The sequence below is a fragment of the Streptomyces sp. NBC_00376 genome (assembly GCF_036077095.1).
Lineage (GTDB): Bacteria > Actinomycetota > Actinomycetes > Streptomycetales > Streptomycetaceae > Streptomyces.
This window is the reverse complement of sequence record NZ_CP107960.1, coordinates 2,297,652-2,317,882: the sequence shown is the minus strand read 5'-3', so window position 1 is coordinate 2,317,882 and position 20,231 is coordinate 2,297,652. Positions and strand designations below refer to the sequence as shown.

Annotated in this window: 15 protein-coding genes; 12 read left to right on the top strand and 3 right to left on the bottom strand. The window is 71.1% G+C overall.

Annotation, left to right across the window (positions count from 1 at the left end; all coding sequences use genetic code 11):
* The first annotated feature begins 69 nt into the window (after positions 1-69).
* Together miaB and OG842_RS10210 are read left to right on the top strand one after the other, a co-directional pair.
* Positions 70-1,563: a tRNA (N6-isopentenyl adenosine(37)-C2)-methylthiotransferase MiaB gene (miaB, locus tag OG842_RS10215; protein ID WP_266733512.1), complete on the top strand. Its 1,494-nt coding sequence runs from the start codon at positions 70-72 to the stop codon at positions 1,561-1,563.
* A 183-nt stretch (positions 1,564-1,746) separates the two neighbouring features.
* Entirely contained in the window at positions 1,747-2,463 is a 717-nt protein-coding gene (locus OG842_RS10210; RefSeq protein WP_266729317.1) for a class III extradiol dioxygenase subunit B-like domain-containing protein, read from the top strand.
* An 84-nt stretch (positions 2,464-2,547) separates the two neighbouring features.
* Here OG842_RS10210 and OG842_RS10205 read toward each other — a convergent pair whose 3' ends face one another.
* On the bottom strand, positions 2,548-2,790 hold the full coding sequence (locus OG842_RS10205) for an antitoxin (RefSeq protein ID WP_266729316.1): 243 nt from the start codon (positions 2,788-2,790) through the stop codon (positions 2,548-2,550).
* 217 nt (positions 2,791-3,007) lie between these two features.
* Between OG842_RS10205 and miaA the strand changes: the two genes are divergently transcribed.
* The 6 genes from miaA to hflX all read left to right on the top strand — a co-directional run bounded on the left by miaA (position 3,008) and on the right by hflX (position 11,034).
* Positions 3,008-3,946, top strand: coding sequence for a tRNA (adenosine(37)-N6)-dimethylallyltransferase MiaA (gene miaA / locus OG842_RS10200; protein WP_266729315.1), 939 nt, complete (start codon positions 3,008-3,010; stop codon positions 3,944-3,946).
* A gap of 107 nt (positions 3,947-4,053) precedes the next feature.
* The gene (locus tag OG842_RS10195; RefSeq protein WP_266733511.1) at positions 4,054-4,491 is read left to right on the top strand and encodes a hypothetical protein; all 438 of its coding nucleotides are present in this window, start codon (positions 4,054-4,056) and stop codon (positions 4,489-4,491) included.
* Between the two features lie 139 nt (positions 4,492-4,630).
* On the top strand, positions 4,631-5,503 hold the full coding sequence (gene dapF / locus OG842_RS10190; RefSeq protein WP_266729314.1) for a diaminopimelate epimerase: 873 nt from the start codon (positions 4,631-4,633) through the stop codon (positions 5,501-5,503).
* Positions 5,504-5,645: 142 nt separating this feature from the next.
* Positions 5,646-7,817, top strand: coding sequence for a RelA/SpoT family protein (locus OG842_RS10185; RefSeq protein ID WP_266729313.1), 2,172 nt, complete (start codon positions 5,646-5,648; stop codon positions 7,815-7,817).
* Positions 7,818-7,914: 97 nt separating this feature from the next.
* Positions 7,915-9,369 carry a M1 family metallopeptidase gene (locus tag OG842_RS10180; protein WP_266729312.1) on the top strand — a complete coding sequence of 485 codons (1,455 nt, stop codon included), beginning with the start codon at positions 7,915-7,917 and terminating at the stop codon, positions 9,367-9,369.
* A gap of 144 nt (positions 9,370-9,513) precedes the next feature.
* Positions 9,514-11,034 carry a GTPase HflX gene (hflX, locus tag OG842_RS10175; RefSeq protein WP_266729311.1) on the top strand — a complete coding sequence of 507 codons (1,521 nt, stop codon included), beginning with the start codon at positions 9,514-9,516 and terminating at the stop codon, positions 11,032-11,034.
* An 84-nt stretch (positions 11,035-11,118) separates the two neighbouring features.
* Here the strand turns inward: hflX and OG842_RS10170 are convergent, their stop codons facing one another.
* Positions 11,119-12,288 (bottom strand): trypsin-like serine peptidase, encoded by a 1,170-nt coding sequence (locus tag OG842_RS10170; RefSeq protein ID WP_266729310.1) that lies wholly within the window; start codon positions 12,286-12,288, stop codon positions 11,119-11,121.
* A 269-nt stretch (positions 12,289-12,557) separates the two neighbouring features.
* Positions 12,558-13,778 carry a trypsin-like serine peptidase gene (locus OG842_RS10165; RefSeq protein ID WP_266729309.1) on the bottom strand — a complete coding sequence of 407 codons (1,221 nt, stop codon included), beginning with the start codon at positions 13,776-13,778 and terminating at the stop codon, positions 12,558-12,560.
* 328 nt (positions 13,779-14,106) lie between these two features.
* On the opposite strand from OG842_RS10165, the gene OG842_RS10160 reads away from it, so the two are divergent.
* The 4 genes from OG842_RS10160 (at position 14,107) to OG842_RS10145 (ending at position 20,215) form a co-directional block, all read left to right on the top strand.
* Positions 14,107-15,486: a diaminobutyrate--2-oxoglutarate transaminase family protein gene (locus tag OG842_RS10160; protein ID WP_266729308.1), complete on the top strand. Its 1,380-nt coding sequence runs from the start codon at positions 14,107-14,109 to the stop codon at positions 15,484-15,486.
* 86 nt (positions 15,487-15,572) lie between these two features.
* Entirely contained in the window at positions 15,573-17,396 is a 1,824-nt protein-coding gene (locus OG842_RS10155) for an IucA/IucC family protein (protein WP_266733509.1), read from the top strand.
* Positions 17,397-17,440: 44 nt separating this feature from the next.
* Positions 17,441-18,256 carry a GNAT family N-acetyltransferase gene (locus OG842_RS10150; RefSeq protein ID WP_266729307.1) on the top strand — a complete coding sequence of 272 codons (816 nt, stop codon included), beginning with the start codon at positions 17,441-17,443 and terminating at the stop codon, positions 18,254-18,256.
* A gap of 60 nt (positions 18,257-18,316) precedes the next feature.
* Positions 18,317-20,215, top strand: a complete 1,899-nt coding sequence (locus OG842_RS10145) for an IucA/IucC family protein (protein ID WP_266729306.1) — start codon at positions 18,317-18,319, stop codon at positions 20,213-20,215.
* Positions 20,216-20,231 lie beyond the last annotated feature (16 nt).

Below are 20,231 nucleotides of genomic sequence, written 5' to 3'. Positions count from 1 at the left end.
CCATCATCGGGGCCCGGGCAGAGCCCTTACCCTGGACGGGTGAGCGGCAACGACGTGGCTGGTGGAGTAGTGGACGGTTTGAAAACGTACGAGGTGCGCACCTACGGGTGCCAGATGAACGTCCACGACTCCGAGCGGCTGTCGGGGCTGCTGGAGGGCGCGGGGTATGTGCGTGCCGCCGAGGGCTCCGACGGCGACGCCGACGTCGTGGTCTTCAACACCTGCGCGGTGCGGGAGAACGCCGACAACAAGCTCTACGGCAACCTCGGCCGGCTCGCCCCGATGAAGACCAAGCGGCCCGGCATGCAGATCGCCGTCGGCGGCTGCCTGGCGCAGAAGGACCGCGACACCATCGTCCAGCGGGCCCCCTGGGTCGACGTCGTCTTCGGCACGCACAACATCGGCAAGCTGCCCGTGCTGCTGGAGCGCGCCCGTATCCAGGAGGAGGCGCAGATCGAGATCGCCGAATCCCTGGAGGCCTTCCCCTCCACGCTGCCCACCCGCCGCGAGTCCGCCTACGCCGCGTGGGTCTCGATCTCCGTCGGCTGCAACAACACCTGCACCTTCTGCATCGTCCCGGCCCTGCGCGGCAAGGAGAAGGACCGCCGCACCGGCGACATCCTCGCCGAGATCGAGGCGCTGGTCGCCGAGGGCGTCTCCGAGATCACCCTGCTCGGCCAGAACGTGAACGCGTACGGCTCCGACATCGGCGACCGCGAGGCGTTCTCCAAGCTGCTGCGCGCCTGCGGGAGGATCGAGGGCCTGGAGCGGGTCCGGTTCACCTCGCCGCACCCCCGCGACTTCACGGACGACGTGATCGCGGCGATGGCGGAGACGCCCAATGTGATGCCGCAGCTCCACATGCCGATGCAGTCGGGCTCGGACACGATCCTCAAGGCGATGCGGCGCTCGTACCGGCAGGAGCGCTTCCTCGGCATCATCGAGAAGGTGCGCGCCGCGATGCCGGACGCGGCCATCTCCACCGACATCATCGTGGGCTTCCCCGGCGAGACCGAGGAGGACTTCGAGCAGACGATGCACGCGGTCCGCGAGGCGCGCTTCGCCAACGCCTTCACCTTCCAGTACTCCAAGCGCCCCGGCACCCCGGCCGCCGAGATGGAGGGGCAGATCCCCAAGGAGGTCGTCCAGGAGCGGTACATGCGCCTGTCGGTCCTCCAGGAGGAGATCTCCTGGGAGGAGAACAAGAAGCAGGTCGGCCGGACGCTGGAGATCATGGTCGCGGAGGGCGAGGGCCGCAAGGACGGCGCCACCCACCGCCTCTCCGGCAGGGCCCCCGACAACCGCCTGGTCCACTTCACCAAGCCGGACGAGGACGTGCGTCCCGGCGACGTGGTCACCGTCGAGATCAGCTACGCGGCCCCGCACCACCTGCTCGCCGAGGGCGCACCGGTCGCCGTGCGGCGGACCCGGGCCGGGGACGCCTGGGAGAAGCGCAACGCCGCCGAGGCCGCCAAGCCGGCCGGCGTGATGCTGGGACTGCCCGGCATCGGAGCCCCGGCACCGCTGCCGGCTGCGACGGCCCCGGGCTGCGGCTGCGACTGACGGCGGGGAGCACGGCGGCGGGACGGCCGGTTCCCCGCACCGCAGCAGTACCGGGCCACGGCTGCGACTGACGGCGGAGCACGACGGCGGTCGGTCTCCCGCGCGGCGGCAGGACCGGGCAGCGCTTGGGACGACCGGGCCGAGGCCGCGGGGGCCTCGCGGCCAGGCAGTACGCTGCCCTCCATGCTTGTCGCCGCCGCTGTCTGCCCCTGCCCGCCCCTGCTGGTACCCGAGGTCGCCGCCGGGGCCGCTCCCGAGCTCGACACCCTGCGGGACGCCTGCGCCGACGCTCTCGGCGTGCTCGCCGCCGCACGTCCCGACCTGCTGGTCGTGGTCGGGCCCGCGGACCCGCCGGGCCGCGGGCCGCACCCCGAGGGGGCGACCGGAACCTTCGAGGGGTTCGGCGTCGACCTGGGCGTACGGCTCGGCCGCGACCTCGGACCGGTGGGGGCGGGCCACTCGCTTCCGCCGTCCCTCGCCCTCGGCGCCTGGCTCCTGGCCCGCGCGGAATGGGCCGGTGCGCCGGTCGAGGGGCTGGGCGTGGGGGAGCCGCTGGCGGCCGAGCGCTGTACGAGCACCGGGCGGGACCTGGCCGCACGGGCGGAGCGGGTCGCGCTGCTCGTGATGGGCGACGGCAGCGCCTGCCGCACGCTCAAGGCCCCCGGCTATCTGGACGAACGCGCCGAGGCGTTCGACGCGGCGGCCGCCCGGGCGCTGGGCGCGGCGGACCCGGACGCGCTGATCGCGCTGGACGAGTCAATGGCGCACGAACTGAAGGCGGCGGGCCGGGCACCCTGGCAGGTCCTCGCGGGCGCGGCACAGGGGGCAGGCCTGGCTGGACGGCTGCTGTACGAGGACGCCCCGTACGGCGTCGGCTATCTGGTCGCCGCCTGGTCCTGAGCCGCTGCCGCCCGCAGTCCTCCGGGTGACAGCCGTGCGGCGTCGCCGCTCCACGGCCGTCACCCGGACTTGATCAGTTCATGGTCAGGAAGCGGGCGGCGGCGTACCACCCTCGTCCTTCTTGTGGGACAGGCGCTCGACCGCGTCCTTGGCCTTCCTCGCGCCGGACTCGATCTTGTCGCTGTACTTGCCCTTGGTCTTTTCGTCGACCGTACGCGCGGCCTTGTCGAGCCCATGGTCGATCTTTTCCCCGTGCTGATGCGCGAGTTCGCCGACCTTGTCCTTGGCGGGGCTCAGCTTGGCCTTCAAATTGTCCAGGAAGCCCATCGGGCACCTTCCCTGCTGGGGGACTACGGCCGGACGCTTCTTCAAACCGTGAAAAAACGCCCATATTCAATGTGAATTCTACTGGCGTGCGAGACGATCCGCGCCGCCCGGAGGGGCTTGGTGCACGGGTCCGGGCCGGGACGGCAAACGATTCCCGTTCCCGGCCGGTCACCTCACTCGTTCGGGAGGAGTGCCGGAGGTTTGCGAGACTGTGGCGGTGAGAAGCTCAGCTCCCGCATCGCGGGTCATCACCGTCGTCGGTCCCACTGCGGCCGGAAAGTCCGATCTGGGAGTATTCCTTGCTCAGCAGCTCGACGGCGAAGTGGTCAACGCCGACTCCATGCAGCTCTACCGGGGGATGGACATCGGTACCGCGAAGCTGACGCTCGCCGAACGAGAATCCGTCCCGCACCGCCTGCTGGACATCTGGGACGTCACCGAGACCGCCAGCGTCGCCGAGTACCAGCGGCTGGCCCGCGCCGAGATCGACCGGCTGCTCGCCGCCGGCCGCACCCCCGTCCTCGTGGGCGGCTCCGGGCTCTACGTGAAGGGCGCCATCGACGCCCTGGAGTTCCCCGGCACGGACCCCGATGTGCGCGCCAGGCTGGAGGAGGAGCTGGTCGAGCGCGGCTCCGGAGCGCTGCACGCCCGGCTCGCCGCCGCCGACCCCGAAGCGGGCCGGGCCATCCTGCCCAGCAACGGCCGCCGGATCGTCAGGGCCCTCGAAGTCATCGAGATCACCGGCAAGCCCTTCACCGCGAATCTCCCCGGTAACGATGCGGTGTACGACACCGTTCAGATCGGCGTCGACGTGGCCCGCCCGGAACTCGACGAACGCATCGCCCTGAGGGTCGACCGGATGTGGGCGGCCGGGCTCGTGGACGAGGTGCGAGCCCTGGAGGCGCACGGCCTGCGCGAGGGCCGGACCGCCTCCCGGGCGCTCGGCTACCAGCAGGTACTCGCCGCGCTGGCCCGGGAATGCACCGAGGACGAGGCACGCGCCGAGACCGTCCGCGCCACCAAGCGATTCGCCCGCCGTCAGGACTCGTGGTTCCGCCGCGACCCGCGGGTCCACTGGCTGAGCGGCGCCGCGGAACACCGCGGGGAACTCCCGCGCCAGGCGCTGGCGTTGATCGAACGAGCGGTTACAGCCTGATCACGTGATGGCATCGGGAAGCCCTGCCCGTCATTTCGACGACCCGGAGCGTGCCATCATCGAGCATCGATCGACCAGTGGAGTCCGAGTTGGGAGGGCGCGTGGCGATGGAGGCCGGCCCTCGCGACACTGAACAAGACGCACCGGACGCACTGCACGGAGCGGGAAGTCTGAGCCCCGACGGGCCGGACGAGCTCGAGGCGACCCCCGAGGTCGAGGTCGAGCTGCGGCCCGCTCGCAAGCTGCGGATCTGGCAGCTGGCACCGATCGTCATGCTCGCCGCGGTGGGATCGCTGATGTTCGCCTTCCCGCTCGCCTTCGAGTTCGGCGACGGCGGCGCGGTCGTGGCCATGCTCGGCCTGCTGATCAGCTGCTGCGCCGCGGGCTGGGGCATGATGGCCGCCCGCCGGGTGGGATACACCTGGCCCGGCCTGCCGCAACGGGGTTCGGGCGAGCGCTCGGACTGGCGGGTGATCGCCCTGTACGTCGCAGTCGGCGGCATGCTGGTCGCCCTGGCCGTCTGGCGGGTGGCACGGCTCCAGTGACGCCAGAGCCGTCGCGGGGGGCCGCTCCTGTGACGGCTGGGCCGTCACGAGGACACTTTTGCAGGTCATGCCGTCACGCCCGCGCCCGCAGGCCGGGCCGGGGCCGTCGGCTGTCGGCGCCGTTTCGTACAGTTGCCCTGTGAGCACCTCGCAGATCGCCTTCCTCAAGGGTCACGGCACCGAGAACGACTTCGTGATCGTTCCCGACCCGGACAACGCCATCGACCTGCCCGCTTCCGTCGTCGCCCGGCTCTGCGACCGCCGGGCCGGTATCGGCGGTGACGGACTGCTGCACGTCGTACGGTCCGCCGCGCACCCCGAGGCGCAGGCCATGGCCGCCGAGGCCGAATGGTTCATGGACTACCGCAACGCGGACGGCTCGATCGCCGAGATGTGCGGCAACGGGGTCCGGGTCTTCGCCGGATACCTCCAGCGCGCCGGGCACGTCGAGCAGGGCGACCTGGCCGTCGCGACCCGGGGCGGCGTGAAGAAGGTGCACATCGCCAAGGACGGCGCCATCACGGTCTCCATGGGGCGCGCTCTCCTCCCCGAGGACGGTGTCACGGTCAGCCTCGAGGGCCGCAGCTGGAACGCCCGCAACGTGAACATGGGCAACCCACACGCCGTCGCCTTCGTCGGCGACCTGACACACGCCGGCGACCTGCTCTCCGTACCGCCCTACAGCCCCGCGGCCGTCTACCCCGACGGCGTCAACATCGAGTTCGTGGTGGACCGCGGACCGCGCCATGTCGCCATGCGGGTCCACGAGCGCGGCTCCGGCGAGACCCGCTCCTGCGGCACGGGCGCCTGCGCCGTGGCCGTCGCCGCGGCCCGCAGGGACGGCGCGGACCCCACGGAGACCGGCACCCCGGTCACGTACACCGTCGATCTGCCGGGCGGCACCCTCCTGATCACCGAGCGGCCGGACGGCGAGATCGAGATGACCGGACCGGCCGTGATCGTCGCCGAGGGGCTGATCGACCCCGCCTGGCTCGAAACGGTGGCCGGTTAGGACTTCGCTCGAATGGGTGATCCCTTTCACGCTGGGCGAGAGCGGCACTCCGCCGCGTGGTGGGCTCGGTAGCATCAAGCACCGGCCCGGAGGCGCGACCGCACCTCCCCACCGCCGGTCGACGTCGCCGGAGGTGCCCCCCATGAGCGCAGAGGCCACCAGCCCAGGTGCCCCCATCCGCAGACGGGGCCGTCCCCGGATCGATCTGCGCAGGCTCGGCCGCGTCGCGCTGCTCGGCCCCGTCTCCCGCGACCGGCTGCCCGACGCCATCGGTCATGTCGCCGAGGCGCACCGGGCCCACCACCCGGATGCCGATCTCTCGATCCTGCGCCGGGCCTACGTACTGGCGGAGTCCTCGCACCGGGGACAGATGCGCAAGAGCGGCGAGCCGTACATCACGCACCCGCTCGCGGTCACCCTGATCCTCGCCCAGCTCGGCGCCGAGACGACGACACTCACCGCATCGCTGCTCCACGACACCGTCGAGGACACCGATGTGACCCTCGATCAGGTGCGGGAGCAGTTCGGCAAAGAGGTCTGCTACCTAGTCGACGGCGTCACCAAACTCGAGAAGGTCGACTACGGGGCGGCGGCCGAGCCCGAGACCTTCCGCAAGATGCTGGTCGCCACCGGGGACGACGTCCGGGTCATGTCCATCAAGCTCGCCGACCGGCTGCACAACATGCGCACCCTCGGCGTGATGCGGCCCGAGAAACAGGCCAGGATCGCCAAGGTCACCCGCGACGTACTGATCCCGCTGGCCGAACGGCTCGGGGTACAGGCCCTCAAGACCGAGCTGGAGGACCTCGTCTTCGCGATCCTCCACCCCGAGGAGTACGAACGGACCCGCGCGCTGATCGACGCCGCGTCGGCGCGGCCGGACGGCTCCGGCGCCGCCCGTCAGGACCCGCTCGCTGCCATCGCCGAGAACGTCACGACGGTGCTGCGGGAGGCCGGCATCCCCGCCGAAGTCCTCATCAGGCCACGCCACTTCGTGTCCGTGCACCGGGTCGGCATCAAACGCGGCGAGCTGCGCGGCACCGACTTCGGCCGGCTGCTGGTGCTGGTCGGCGAGGACGCCGACTGCTACGCCGTGCTCGGTGAACTGCACACCTGCTTCACGCCGGTGATCTCCGAGTTCAAGGACTTCATCGCCGCCCCCAAGTTCAACCTGTACCAGTCGCTGCACACCGCCGTCGTGGGCGAGGACGGGGCGGTCGCCGAAGTCCTCATCCGTACCCACCGGATGCACAAGGTCGCCGAGGCCGGAGTCATCGCCCTCGGCAATCCGTACGCCGCGGACAACGGCACCGGCCCCCAGGCCGCCGAACCCGCCGACGGGGAACGCGCAGACCCCACCAGGCCCGGCTGGCTCTCCCGCCTCCTCGAATGGCAGCAGTCCGCCCCGGACCCCGACACCTTCTGGACCACGCTCCGCGCCGATCTGGCCCAGGACCGGGAGATCACGGTCTTCCGGACCGACGGCGGCACGCTCGGGCTGCCCGCCGGAGCCAGCTGCGTGGACGCCGCCTACGCGCAGTACGGGGACGAGGCGCACAACTGCATCGGCGCCCGCGTCAACGGCCGCCTGGCCACCCTCGGCACCGTACTCAGCGACGGCGACACCGTGCAGCTGCTGCTCGCCGAGGACGCCGCCTCGGGCCCCTCGCCCGACTGGCTCGACCACGCCCGGACCCCCGCCGCCCGCATCGCCATCACCGGCTGGCTGGACGCCCACCCCGAGGACACCCGCAGCCCGCAGGGCACCCGGCCCGCGGAGACCGGACCCGAGCAGCACACGCAGGGGCACTCCAGGCCCGGACCACAGGCTCAGCAGACCGCCGGTACCGGGCCCGCCGTGGCCGTGAGCGCCGTGGTGGACCGGCCGCACGCCCCCGTACGGCTCGCGGGCTGCTGCACCCCCGTACCCCCCGACGCAGTCACCGGATTCCTCGTGCGCGGCGGCGCCGTCACCGTGCACCGCCTGGAGTGTCCCGCCGTCGCCCGGATGCGGTCCGTCGGCCGGACGCCGGTCGCGGTGAGCTGGGGAGAGGCCACCGAGTGCCGGGTCACACTGGTCGCCGAGTCCTTCGGACGCCCCCGGCTGCTCGCCGATCTCACCGAGGCGATCGCGACGGCGGACGCGGCGATCATCGCCGCCACCGTCGAACCGCCGAGCGAACAACGCGTCCGGCACACCTACACCCTGCAACTCCCCGACGCGGCAGGACTGCCGGCCCTGATGCGCGCCATGCGTGACGTGCCCGGGGTGTACGACGTGAGCCGCGCCCAGCACCGCGCGGCCACCGTCTGACCCCGTCGGCGGGAGCCATCTGCCCACAGAGATCTCGTTCGGGTGGCGCGGCGCGCGCCGCGCCTGTCCGGAGGGAAGTCGCTGGTAGCGGTAGTTCATGCCGTTCATCTCCCGCCGCCTGCGGGCCGCTCTGCTGGCCACCGCATCAGCCACCCTCGTCGCAGCCACCCTCCCCTCGCCCGTGCCGCTCGGCATCGGCGATCCGCTCTTCCCCCACCTCGGAAACCCGGGGTACGACGTCCGCGCCTACGACATCGGACTCACCTACCACGGCGACAACAGCAAGCCGCTGGACGCCGTCACCAGGATCGACGCGCGGACCACCGAACCGCTCGACCGGATCAACCTCGACTTCACCCGGGGCACGGTCCGCGGGGTCGAGGTCAACGGACTCCGCGCCGACTTCGCCGTCAAGGACGAGGACCTGGTCATCGAGCCGGCGGGGCGGCTCCCAGCCGGAGTGCCGCTGCGCATCACCGTCCGGCACACCAGCGACCCCGGCGGCGACCAGGACACCGGTGGCTGGCTGCGTACCGCCGACGGCCTGGCCATGGCCAATCAGGCCGACGCCGCGCACCGGGTCTTCCCGAGCAACGACCACCCCGCGGACAAGGCGTACTTCACCTTCCGGGTCACCGCGCCCAAGGGCCTCACCGTGGTGGCCAACGGACTGCCCGCCGGCACGGCCCGGCACGGCGCCGACACCACCTGGACCTACCGGACCGAACACCCCATGGCCACCGAACTGGCCCAGGTCTCGATCGGCCGGTCCACCGTCCTGCACCGGACCGGCCCGCACCGGCTGCCGATGCGCGACGTGGTGCCCACCGCCGACCGCAAGCTCCTCGAACCCTGGCTCAGCAGGACCCCCGCCCAGCTGGAGTGGATGGAACAGCAGGTCGGCCGCTACCCCTTCGAGACGTACGGGCTGCTCGTCGCCGACACCAAGACCGGCTTCGAGCTGGAGACCCAGACGCTCTCGCTCTTCGAACGGTCCCTGTTCGCCGGGGCCGACTATCCCGAGTGGTACCTCGAATCGATCATGGTGCACGAGCTCGCCCACCAGTGGTTCGGCGACAGCGTCTCCCCGCAGCGGTGGTCCGATCTCTGGCTCAACGAGGGGCACGCCACCTGGTACGAGGCCCGCTTCGCCGAGGACCACGCCGACAAGCCGCTGGAGCGCCGGATGCGCGAGGCGTACACCCGGTCCGACGGCTGGCGCGCCGCGGGCGGTCCGCCGGCCCGCCCCGACGCCCCGGCGCCCGGACACAAGATCAGCCTGTTCCGGCCGGTGGTGTACGACGGCAGCGCGCTGATCCTCTACGCGCTGCGCCAGGAGATCGGCAGCAGCGCGTTCGACCGGGTGGAGCGGAACTGGGTGAAGAAGCACCGGGACTCCAACGCGACCACCGAGGACTTCGTCCGCCTCGCGTCCCAGGCCGCGGGCCGCGACCTGACCTCGTTCTTCGAGGGCTGGCTGTACGGGGAGAAGACCCCGCCGATGCCTGGGCACCCGGACTGGCGCAGCACCGCGCCCGCCGCACAGCGATAAACCCGGGTGACTGGCGAGGCGCGGCCGTGCCACTATCGACGGGTCGCCGCGGCGGCCGGACCGGAGATTCCCGACGGAGGGAATCATCGGAAGGGGTCACGCGTTGTGACTGATGTAACGGACTTCCAACGACGTAAGGATCCAATGACCTCCTCTTCTTCCCTTCCCCAGGACGCGCAGGACGCGCAGAGTGCTACGGAGAATGTCACCGAAAGCCTCACCGAGAGCCTTCGGGCCGACGCCCTGATGGAAGAGGACGTCGCCTGGAGCCACGAGATCGACACGGAGCGGGACGGCGAGCAGCTCGACCGCTCCGAGCGCGCCGCACTGCGGCGTGTGGCCGGGCTCTCCACCGAGCTCGAAGATGTCACCGAGGTCGAGTACCGACAGCTGCGCCTGGAGCGCGTGGTGCTGGTCGGTGTCTGGACGTCGGGGACCGTGCGTGACGCGGAGAACTCCCTCGCGGAGCTGGCCGCACTGGCGGAGACGGCGGGTGCCCAGGTGCTCGACGCCGTCTTCCAGCGCCGCGACAAGCCCGACCCGGCCACCTACATCGGTTCGGGCAAGGCGTTGGAGCTGCGCGACATCGTCCTCGAATCGGGGGCCGACACCGTCGTCTGCGACGGTGAGCTCAGCCCCGGCCAGCTGATTCACCTGGAAGACGTCGTCAAGGTCAAGGTGGTCGACCGGACCGCACTGATCCTCGACATCTTCGCCCAGCACGCCAAGTCCCGAGAGGGCAAGGCGCAGGTCTCGCTGGCACAGATGCAGTACATGCTGCCGCGGCTGCGAGGCTGGGGTCAGTCGCTCTCCCGTCAGATGGGCGGCGGCGGTTCCAGCGGCGGTGGCGGTATGGCCACCCGTGGTCCCGGTGAGACCAAGATCGAGACGGACCGGCGGCGGATCCGCGAGAAGATGGCGAAGATGCGCCGGGAGATCGCGGAGATGAAGACGGGCCGCGAGATCAAGCGCCAGGAGCGCAAGCGCAACAAGGTGCCGTCGGTCGCCATCGCCGGTTACACCAACGCGGGCAAGTCCTCGCTGCTCAACCGGCTCACCGGGGCAGGCGTCCTGGTGGAGAACGCACTGTTCGCCACCCTGGACCCGACCGTGCGCCGGGCCGAGACGCCGAGCGGCCGGCTCTACACGTTGGCCGACACCGTCGGGTTCGTACGGCATCTGCCGCACCACCTCGTCGAGGCGTTCCGCTCCACCATGGAGGAGGTCGGCGAGTCCGACCTGATCCTCCACGTGGTGGACGGCTCGCACCCGGCACCGGAGGAGCAGCTCGCCGCGGTGCGCGAGGTGATCCGCGAAGTGGGTGCGGTGGACGTGCCCGAGATCGTGGTCGTCAACAAGGCGGACGCGGCCGATCCGCTGGTGCTCCAGCGGCTGCTGCGCATCGAGAGGCACGCGATCGCCGTCTCGGCGCGCACCGGCGCCGGTATCGATGAGCTGCTCACACTCATCGACACCGAACTGCCGCGGCCGTCGGTCGAGATCGACGCGCTCGTCCCGTACATCCAGGGCGGACTCGTCTCCCGGGTGCATGCCGAGGGCGAGGTGATCTCCGAGGAGCACACGTCGGAGGGCACCCTGCTCAAGGCGCGGGTGCATGAGGAGCTGGCGGCCGAGCTCTCCTCGTTCGTCCCCGTGGCGCACTGACCGCGACGCGAAAAGGCTCGTATCGCCCGAAGGCCCGCCCCGACCAGGGGCGGGCCTTCGGCCGTCATGGGGTGGAGGCGGCGGTCAGCGGCCGGCGAACTTCTCGCTCGTCGTGGTGAAGACGTCCTTGGCGCCCGGACCCAGGTGGGGGCCGGCGAGCCAGCCCGAAGTCACCGGTCCGATGGACGTGTTGGAGACCAGCACCGACTTGCCGTCACTGCCCTTGCGGAACCAGCCGCCGCCGGACGACCCACCGGTCATGGTGCAGCCGATGCGGTACATCGCCGGAGTGCTCGGGCTGATGGAGAGACGGCCGGGGCGGTCGACGCACTTGTGCATGATCAGGCCGTCGTACGGGGGAGCGGCCGGGTATCCCCACGCGCCCATGGCGTCGATCCGCGAGATCTCGGGAGCGTCGAAGTCGACCGACAGCGCGTTGCCCACGGTCTCCTCCAGGGACTTGGTGCCCCTCTCCGGCTTCACGTGCAGCACCGCGTAGTCGTAGGGGGCGCCCTCGCCCCCGGTGGGTCCGCCGTCGGCGAGCCATTCACCCGAGGTCGTCGCCCAGTCCGCCCAGTACGCGCCGTACGGGGCGATCTCCTGCGGCTGCGCGCTCTCCAGCGCGGCGGCGGACTTGCCCTTGTCGTTGTACGCGGGAACGAAGACGATGTTGCGGTACCAGCCGCCCTTCGAACCGGCGTGCACACAGTGCCCGGCGGTCCACACCAGGTTGGACTTGCCCGGGTTCTCGGGGTCCTTGACGACCGTGCCCGAGCAGACCATCGAGCCCTCGGGGGAGTCGAAGAACACCTTGCCGACCGGGGCCGCGTAGTCGTGGTACGGCGTCTTCTCGCGTTCTGCCTGCACCGGAGCGGGCTCCGGGTCGCTGATGCCCTGACCGCCGGAGACGTCACCGGCCGCCATGGTCTTCGCCGAGTCCTTGGCCGTCTTCATCCGGTCGGGCTTCCACAGGCCTTCGATGATGGGGTTGACGAAGTCCTTGGCCTCACGCAGCCACTTGTCCTTGTCCCAGTTCTTCCACTCGCCGTTCTTCCACTTCTCCGGGTCGACGCCGTGCTTCTTCAGCGTCTCGGCCAGACCGTCGGGCAGGGAGCCGTCGGCGTCCTGGCCGCCCGGGGATTCGGCGGCGGGCTTGCCGGCCGCGTTGTCCTCGCTGGGACCGCAGGCCGTGGCCGTCAGCGCGAGCGCGGCGACGAGACCGGTCGCGGCGAGCAGCGGACGTATGGATCGCATGGAAAGGTTTCCCCCTGAAATTGCAAAATTGCCATGAACTTGTCATGCGGTTCGCTGGGTCGGGCCAACGGCCACCGAGCATGCACGGGCCACCCTATGACGGTCCTGAGCATGCTCCCCGCCACGGCGGCACGTCCCGCACGGGTCGCGGCCGGGCGGCGGTGCCGCACGACGGACAGGGGCCCCCGGCGCGCAACTGCCGCGCCGGGGGCCCCTGATGTGCTGTCGCCGTCACCGCTCCCGGGACCGGGCCGGGTGACGGCCCGTCATCACTGTCCCGCGTACTTCTTGCTGACCGAGTCGTAGACGCCCTTGGCCTCCTTGCCGAACCGCGGCCCGGCCAGCCAGCCGGCCGTCACCGGTCCGATGGAGGTGTTCGAGACCAGCGCGGGCTTGCCGTCCTGGCCATTCGCGACCCAGCCACCGCCCGAGGCACCGCCGGTCATGGTGCAGCCGATGCGGTACATCGTCGGGTCCTGAGCGGTGAGCGAGAGCCGGCCCGGCTTGTCCGCGCACTGGAACGCCTTCTGGCCGTCGTACGGCGGAGCGGCGGGGAAGCCGGTCGCGGTCATGCCGTCGATCTTCGGCACGGCCGGGGCGTTGAACTCGACGGGCAGCGCGGAACCGACCGTCTCCTCCAGGGACTTGCCCGTCGAGCCCTTCTCCGGCGTCACGTGCAGCACCGCGAAGTCGTACGGCGCGCCCTGGCCGCCCACCGAGGCACCCTGCGAGATCCACTGGTCGGACGTCTGCGCCCAGGTGCCCCACCACACGCCGTACGGGGCGATCTCCTGCTTCGTCGCCTTCTTCAGCTCGGCAAGCGAAAGGCCCTGGTTGTTGTACGACGGCACGAAGGCGATGTTGCGGTACCAGCCGCCCTTCTTGCCGGCGTGCACACAGTGCCCCGCGGTCCACACCAGGTTGGATTTCCCGGGGTGCGCCGGGTCCTTCACCACGGTCGCGGAACAGACCATGGAGCCCTCGGGGCCGTCGAACAGCAGCTTCCCGGACTCCGCGGCGTTGGCGTGGTACGGGGTCCGGACGCCTGCGGCCTGGACCGGCGCGGGCGTCGGGTCCGTCACGCCGACGTCACCCGAGATGTCGTTGTCGACCGGCTTCTCCGGCGACTTGTCCGCATCCCGCATCCGGTCCGGGTCCCAGAGGTCCTCGATGATGGGGTTGACGAAGTCCTTGGCCTCACGCAGCCACTTGTCCTTGTCCCAGTTCTTCCACTCGCCGTTCTTCCACTGGTCGAGGTCGATCCCGTGTTCCTTGAGCCGGTCCTTCAGATCGTCCGGGATGGTGATCTTGCCGTCCGAGGACTGGCCGGCGGGAACGCTCGGCTTGTCGCTCGCATTGTCCTCTTCGGGACCGCAGGCGGTGGCGGTGAGCGCGAGGACCGCGGTGGCCGCGGCCACGGCGAGCACCGACGAAGGCCGGCGGCGCCCCCTCCCCTGACGTGCGGCGAGAGCCGGTCGAATGAGTCGCATGTGGTGATCCCCCTGGGACTTCGTAACTCAACACTTCTGTACTGCACCGCGGTACTGCTCCGAGCCACCTGCTCCGAACACCCTGCGGACTTCCGGACAACTTTCCGAGGTCCGGTGCGGCCCCCACTATGCCGGTGCCGATGGGGACGGCGAGCGGCAGGGCCGTGGTTCCGCCCCCGCAAGGATCTTCCGATTTACCCGTGCTCCGCCGCGCCCGGCGTCGTTGGTAGGTGCGAGGGACTCGGGAGAAGCGTTCATCCCCGCAGTCCGTCCGTGCGCCGACGTACTGATGTGCAACGCAACCGTTACAGCGGGAGGACCAACAGCCGTGGCCGTGACCGAACCAGCCCCGGTGGCAGCACCGGCGGTGCACGAGGGGATCCTGCGCCGCCAGTCGCTGCGCGAATCCGCCGCCCGTACCTATGCGCGTTCACTGCCGATCGTGCCGGTGCGGGCCCGTGGGCTGACCATCGAGGGCGCCGACGGGCGGCGGTACCTCGACTGTCTCTCCGGAGCCGGCACCCTGGCGCTCGGCCACAACCACCCGGTGGTCCTGGAGGCGATCAAGAAGGTCATCGACTCGGGTGCGCCGCTGCATGTGCTCGACCTAGCCACCCCGGTCAAGGACGCTTTCACCACGGAGCTGTTCGCCAGCCTGCCGCGGCAGTTCGCCGACAACGCCCGGATCCAGTTCTGCGGACCGGCGGGCACGGACGCGGTCGAGGCGGCGTTCAAACTGGTCCGCGGAGCGACCGGCCGCAGCGGGCTGCTCGCCTTCACCGGCGCCTACCACGGGATGACGGCGGGTGCCCTCGCCGCCTCGGGCGGCGCCGAGGACGTACGGGTGACCAGGCTGCCCTTCCCCCGTAACTACCGCTGCCCCTTCGGTATCGGCGGCGAGCGCGGCGCGGAGATCGCCGCCCGGTGGACCGAGAACCTCCTGGACGACCCCAAGGGGGGCACCCCGGCACCGGCCGGGATGATCCTCGAACCGGTGCAGGGGGAGGGCGGAGTGAACCCCGCCCCCGACAGCTGGATGCGCCGGATGCGCGAGATCACCGAGGCCCGCTCCGTCCCCCTGATCGTCGACGAGGTCCAGACGGGCGTCGGACGCACCGGTGCCTTCTGGGCCGTCGAGCACAGCGGCATCGTGCCCGACGTGATGGTGCTCTCCAAGGCGATCGGCGGCTCCCTCCCGCTCGCCGTGATCGTCTACCGCTCCGAACTCGACACCTGGCAGCCGGGCGCCCACGCCGGCACCTTCCGGGGCAACCAGCTCGCGATGGCGGCGGGCACCGCCACCCTCGCCTTCGTACGGGAGAACGGCCTCGCCGAGCGCGCCGCGATCCTCGGCGCCCGCATGCTCGCACGCCTCCAGGCACTCGCCACCGACCACCCCACCATCGGTGACGTACGCGGACGCGGCCTGATGATCGGGATCGAGCTGGTCGACCCGGAGGCCGCCGCGCCCGGCGACAGCCCCGAGCCGCCGCCCGCCCCCGCCCTCGCCGCCGCCGTCCAGCAGGAGTGCCTGCGCCGCGGGCTCATCGTCGAACTCGGCGGACGCCACTCCACCGTCGTGCGCCTCCTCCCTCCCCTCACGCTCACCGACGAACAGGCAACAGCGGTCGTGGACCGCCTCGCCGACGCCCTGGCAGCCGCCGAGCGCCTGCCGCACCACCGCACCACGACCGGGTCGCTCCGCTGACCCCGGACACCTTCACAAGAAAGACCGCCGTGAACCCCACCCCCACCCCCACGCCCCAGGCTGACGGCTCGTCCCCCACCCAGCAGATGGCCGGCCCACTCGTCGTCGAACAGTCCACCGTGCCGCGCCAGATGACGGCACCGCACGACGAGTGCCGCACCCCGAAGTCCTCGGCCACCAGCAGGGCGGCGGCCGACCCGCTCGACCACCCGGACCCGCTGCGGGCCGCCGACACGGCGGGCGCGGAGAACCTGCTGCGCTGCTGGGTCCGGGAAACCGGCCTGTCCGGGCCGGACGGGTGCACACTCCGCATCCCCCTCCCCGCCAGCGGCACGGCCCTGCTCGTCCCCGTCCTCTACTGGTCGGCCACGGGCTGGCACCGCTTCGGCGCGCCCGTCCTGGAGGGGTCGCCCGAAGGCGCACCGCCCGCCGACGCCGTCACGATCGCCGCGCTGCTGGGCCGCGAGGCCGGCCGCGACGAGGGGGCCGACATGGTGGCCCGGGTCGCCGATTCGGTACGCCGTACCGCCGGATTCATCGCCGAGCGGCGCCGCGCCCCCCACGCCCCGGCCGAAGCGGACCTCTTCCTCACCGCGGAGCAGTCGCTTCTGCTCGGCCATCCGCAGCACCCCACCCCCAAGAGCCGCGAAGGGCTCTCCGACGCCGAGTCGCGCCTCTACTCGCCCGAGTCGCACGGCTCCTTCGCGCTGAACTGGATGGCTGTCGACCGGTCCGTCCTGGCCACCGACTCCGCCTGGACCGACGGAGGCCGCCCGGTCCCGGCCACGGAGCTGATCACCGCCCACGCCCAGGGACTGGACCTCCCCGACAACACCGCACCGATTCCGCTCCACCCCTGGCAGGCCCGCGAACTCCGCCACCGTCCCGAAGTGGCCGCCCTGCTCGACGCCGGACTCCTCCACGACCTGGGACCGCACGGCGAACGCTGGCACCCCACCTCCTCCGTCCGCACCGTGCACCGGCCCGGCGCCGACGTGATGCTCAAGCTCTCCCTCGGCGTCCGCATCACCAACTCCCGCCGCGAGAACCTCCGCAAGGAACTCCACCGCGGAGTGGAGGTCCACCGGCTGCTCCGCAGCGGGCTCGCCACGCAGTGGCACGCCGCCCATCCGGGCTTCGACATCGTCCGCGACCCCGCCTGGCTCGCCGTCGACGGCCCGGACGGCGAACCCGTCCAGGGACTCGATGTGATGCTCCGCCACAATCCGTTCGGGCCGCTCGACGACGCGGTCTGCATCGCGGCCCTGACCTCCCCCCGCCCGTGGCCCGGCAGGACGGGCATGCACTCACGCCTCGCCCGCATCGTTCTCTCCCTGGCCGCCACCACCGGACGGACCGTGGGCGCGGTCGCCGCCGAGTGGTTCCTGCGCTATCTGGACCGCGTGGTGGGCCCCGTGCTCTGGCTCGACGCCCACGCAGGCATCGCCCTCGAAGCCCACCAGCAGAACACCCTTGTACTGCTCGACCCCGCGGGCTGGCCCGTCGGCGGCCGCTACCGCGACAACCAGGGCTATTACTTCCGCGAGTCCCACCGCGCGGCGCTGGAGCACCGGCTCGCAGGCATCGGATCGGTCAGCGACACCTTCGTCTCCGACGAGGTCACCGATGAACGCTTCGCCTACTACCTCGGCATCAACAATGTGTTCGGCCTGATCGGAGCGTTCGGCGCCCAGCACCTCGCCGACGAACGGGTACTCGTCGCGGCCTTCCGCCGGTTCCTCGGTCCGGCCGCCGCCATGGGCTCCCCGCTCCCCACGCACCTGCTGGAAATGACCCACCTGCGGTGCAAGGCCAACCTGCTGACCCGGATGCACGGCCTGGACGAACTGGTCGGCCCCGTCGACACCCAGTCCGTCTACGTGACCATTGCCAACCCCCTGTGTGCCTGAAGGAACATGATTACCGCCTGAACCGCCGAGAGGAGAGCGACACCGTGGCTCCCGCCGATGCGCACACCGACGCCGGGACCGGCCCTGCCCCGCAGGCCGACACAGGTGCCGAGGACACCCTGGACCTGGAGCTCTCCGAAGAAGTCCTCGCGCTGTTCGGGGAAGACCCCCCGGACACCGAAGCACCGCACCTGCCGCCCGGCGCGCTCGCGTCACCCGCGTCGTCCGTCCCGGGCGGCGCGGGCCCGGCGGCGCGCGCCCGCCCGGCCATCAGCAGGGCGGCCGCCTCCGACCTGCTCGACCACCCGGCCGACTGGCGACCGGTCGCCACCCCGGCCGGAGTCTTCCAACTGGTCCCCGTACGGCTCGAACGCGATCTCGCCGTACTGACCCGCTGGATGAACGACCCGGCCGTCACGGCCTTCTGGGAGCTCGCCGGACCGGAAGCCGTCACGGCCGCCCATCTGCGCCCCCAGCTGGAGGGCGACGGGCGCAGCGTCCCCTGTCTCGGCGTGCTGGCGGGCATCCCCATGAGCTACTGGGAGATCTACCGGGCCGATCTCGACCCGCTGGCACGTCACTACCCGGCCCGTCCGCAGGACACCGGAATCCACCTGCTCATCGGTGGTGTGCACAACCGCGGACACGGCGTCGGCACCACCCTGTTGCGGGCCGTCGCCGACCTCGTGCTCGACAACCGCCCCCGGTGCGCCCGCGTTGTCGCCGAGCCCGATCTGCGCAACACCCCATCCGTCTCAGCATTTCTGAGTGCCGGTTTCCGCTTCTCCGCAGAACTCGAACTTCCCGAAAAAAGGGCCGCTCTGATGGTCCGCGAACGAATCCATCGTGCCCAACTGTGAACGAACCGCTGCCTCATTCACCCCGCTCGAACCCCATCGGTTCCGTCCCGAGGAGTCCCCGTGCCGAAATATCCCGCGAGCCATGATTCAGCGGAGTCCGCCGAGCTGCTCAGTACGCCAGAACTGAACCGGACGGTCTGGGACGGAGCCGCCGCCCGACTGCTCGCGAAGATGCTCGGCCAATTCGCCTACGAAGAAGTCATCGAACCGGTCGCGCAGGCCGGCGGAGACGATACGTACACCCTCGCTCTCGACGACGGGAAAACCCTCGTCTTCCGTGCCCGGCGGGGCGTGTACGGAAGCTGGCGCGTCGTCCCGGACTCGATTCTGGAAATGCCGGGGAGCGCCCCCGGGACGCCGGACGACGCGAGGCCCGACGGCGGCCCGGCCACCGGGCCGGGCGCCGGGGCAGTGCCCTTCCGCGATCCGCTCCAGTTCCTCGTCCGCGCCCGCCGTCTCCTCGACATCGACGGCGCCACCCTCGGACACCTCATCCGGGAGATCACCACCACCCTCACTGCCGACGCCCGGCTCGATCACACCGCGCTCCCCGCCGCCCGCCTGGCCGAGCTCGACTACGCCGAGCTGGAAGGCCACCAGACCGGCCACCCCTGGCTCGTCGCCAACAAAGGCCGACTAGGGTTCTCCGCCGCCGACGCCGCCCGCCACACCCCCGAGGCCCGCAGGCCCCTCACGCTGCCGTGGATCGCGGTCTCCACGAGGATCGCCGCCTACCGCGGAGTGGCCGCCCTGGCCGGCCCGGAGCAGCTGTACACGCAGGAGCTCGACCCGCCGGTCCGTGAATCCTTCGCCGCCGCGCTCCGTACCCGCGGCCTCGATCCCGGCAGCTACCTCTTCCTTCCCGTGCATCCCTGGCAGTGGGACGAATGGATCGTTCCGGTCTTCGCCCCCGCCATTGCCGCCGGTGACATCGTCGCGCTCCACTCCGACCCGGACCTCAGACTGCCGCAGCAGTCCATCCGCACCTTCAGCAACGTGGCCCGCCCCGACCGGCACACCGTCAAGCTGCCCCTGTCGATCCTCAACACGCTGGTCTGGCGCGGACTGCCCACCGAACGCACCCTCGCCGCCCCCGCCGTCACCGCCTGGGTCCACGGCCTGCGCGACCAGGACGCCTTCCTGCGGGACACCTGCCGGGTCATCCTGCTCGGCGAAGTGGCCTCGGTGACGGTCGAGCATCCGCTTTACGACTACCTTCCCGAGGCCCCGTACCAGTTCAAGGAGATCCTCGGCGCGATCTGGCGCGAACCCGTCCAGCCGCGGCTCGCACCGGGCGAGCGGGCCCGGACCCTCGCCTCGCTGCTCCACACCGATCCGCGGGGCCGCGCCTTCACGGCCGAGCTCGTCGCCCGCTCCGGGCTGACCCCCACCGTCTGGCTGACGCACCTCTTCGCCGCGCTGCTGCCGCCGCTGCTGCACTTCCTCTACCGGTACGGCACGGTCTTCTCCCCGCACGGCGAGAACGCCATCGTGGTCTTCGACGACCAGGACGTACCGGTGCGCCTGGCGATCAAGGACTTCGTCGACGACGTCAACATCAGCGCCCGCCCGCTGCCGGAGCACGAGACGATGCCCGAGGACGTCCGCCGGACCCTGCTCACCGAGGAACCCTCCTTCCTCACCCAGTTCATCCACTCCGGACTGTTCATCGGCGTGTTCCGCTTCCTCTCCCCGCTGTGCGAGGAACAGCTGGGGGTCCCGGAGGCCGATTTCTGGTCACTCGTCCGCGCCGAGATCCTGCGCCATCACGCCCGCTTTCCCGAGCTCAAGGAGCGGTTCGAGATGTTCGACCTGCTGACACCCCGCATTGAACGCCTCTGTCTGAACCGCAACCGCCTGCACGTCGACGGATACCGGGACCGCCCCAAGCGCCCGCACGCGGCCATCCACGGGACCGTTCCCAACCCGCTCCACCCCGCCGCCGGTGTCCGGGAGTGACCCTGTTGTCAGTGAC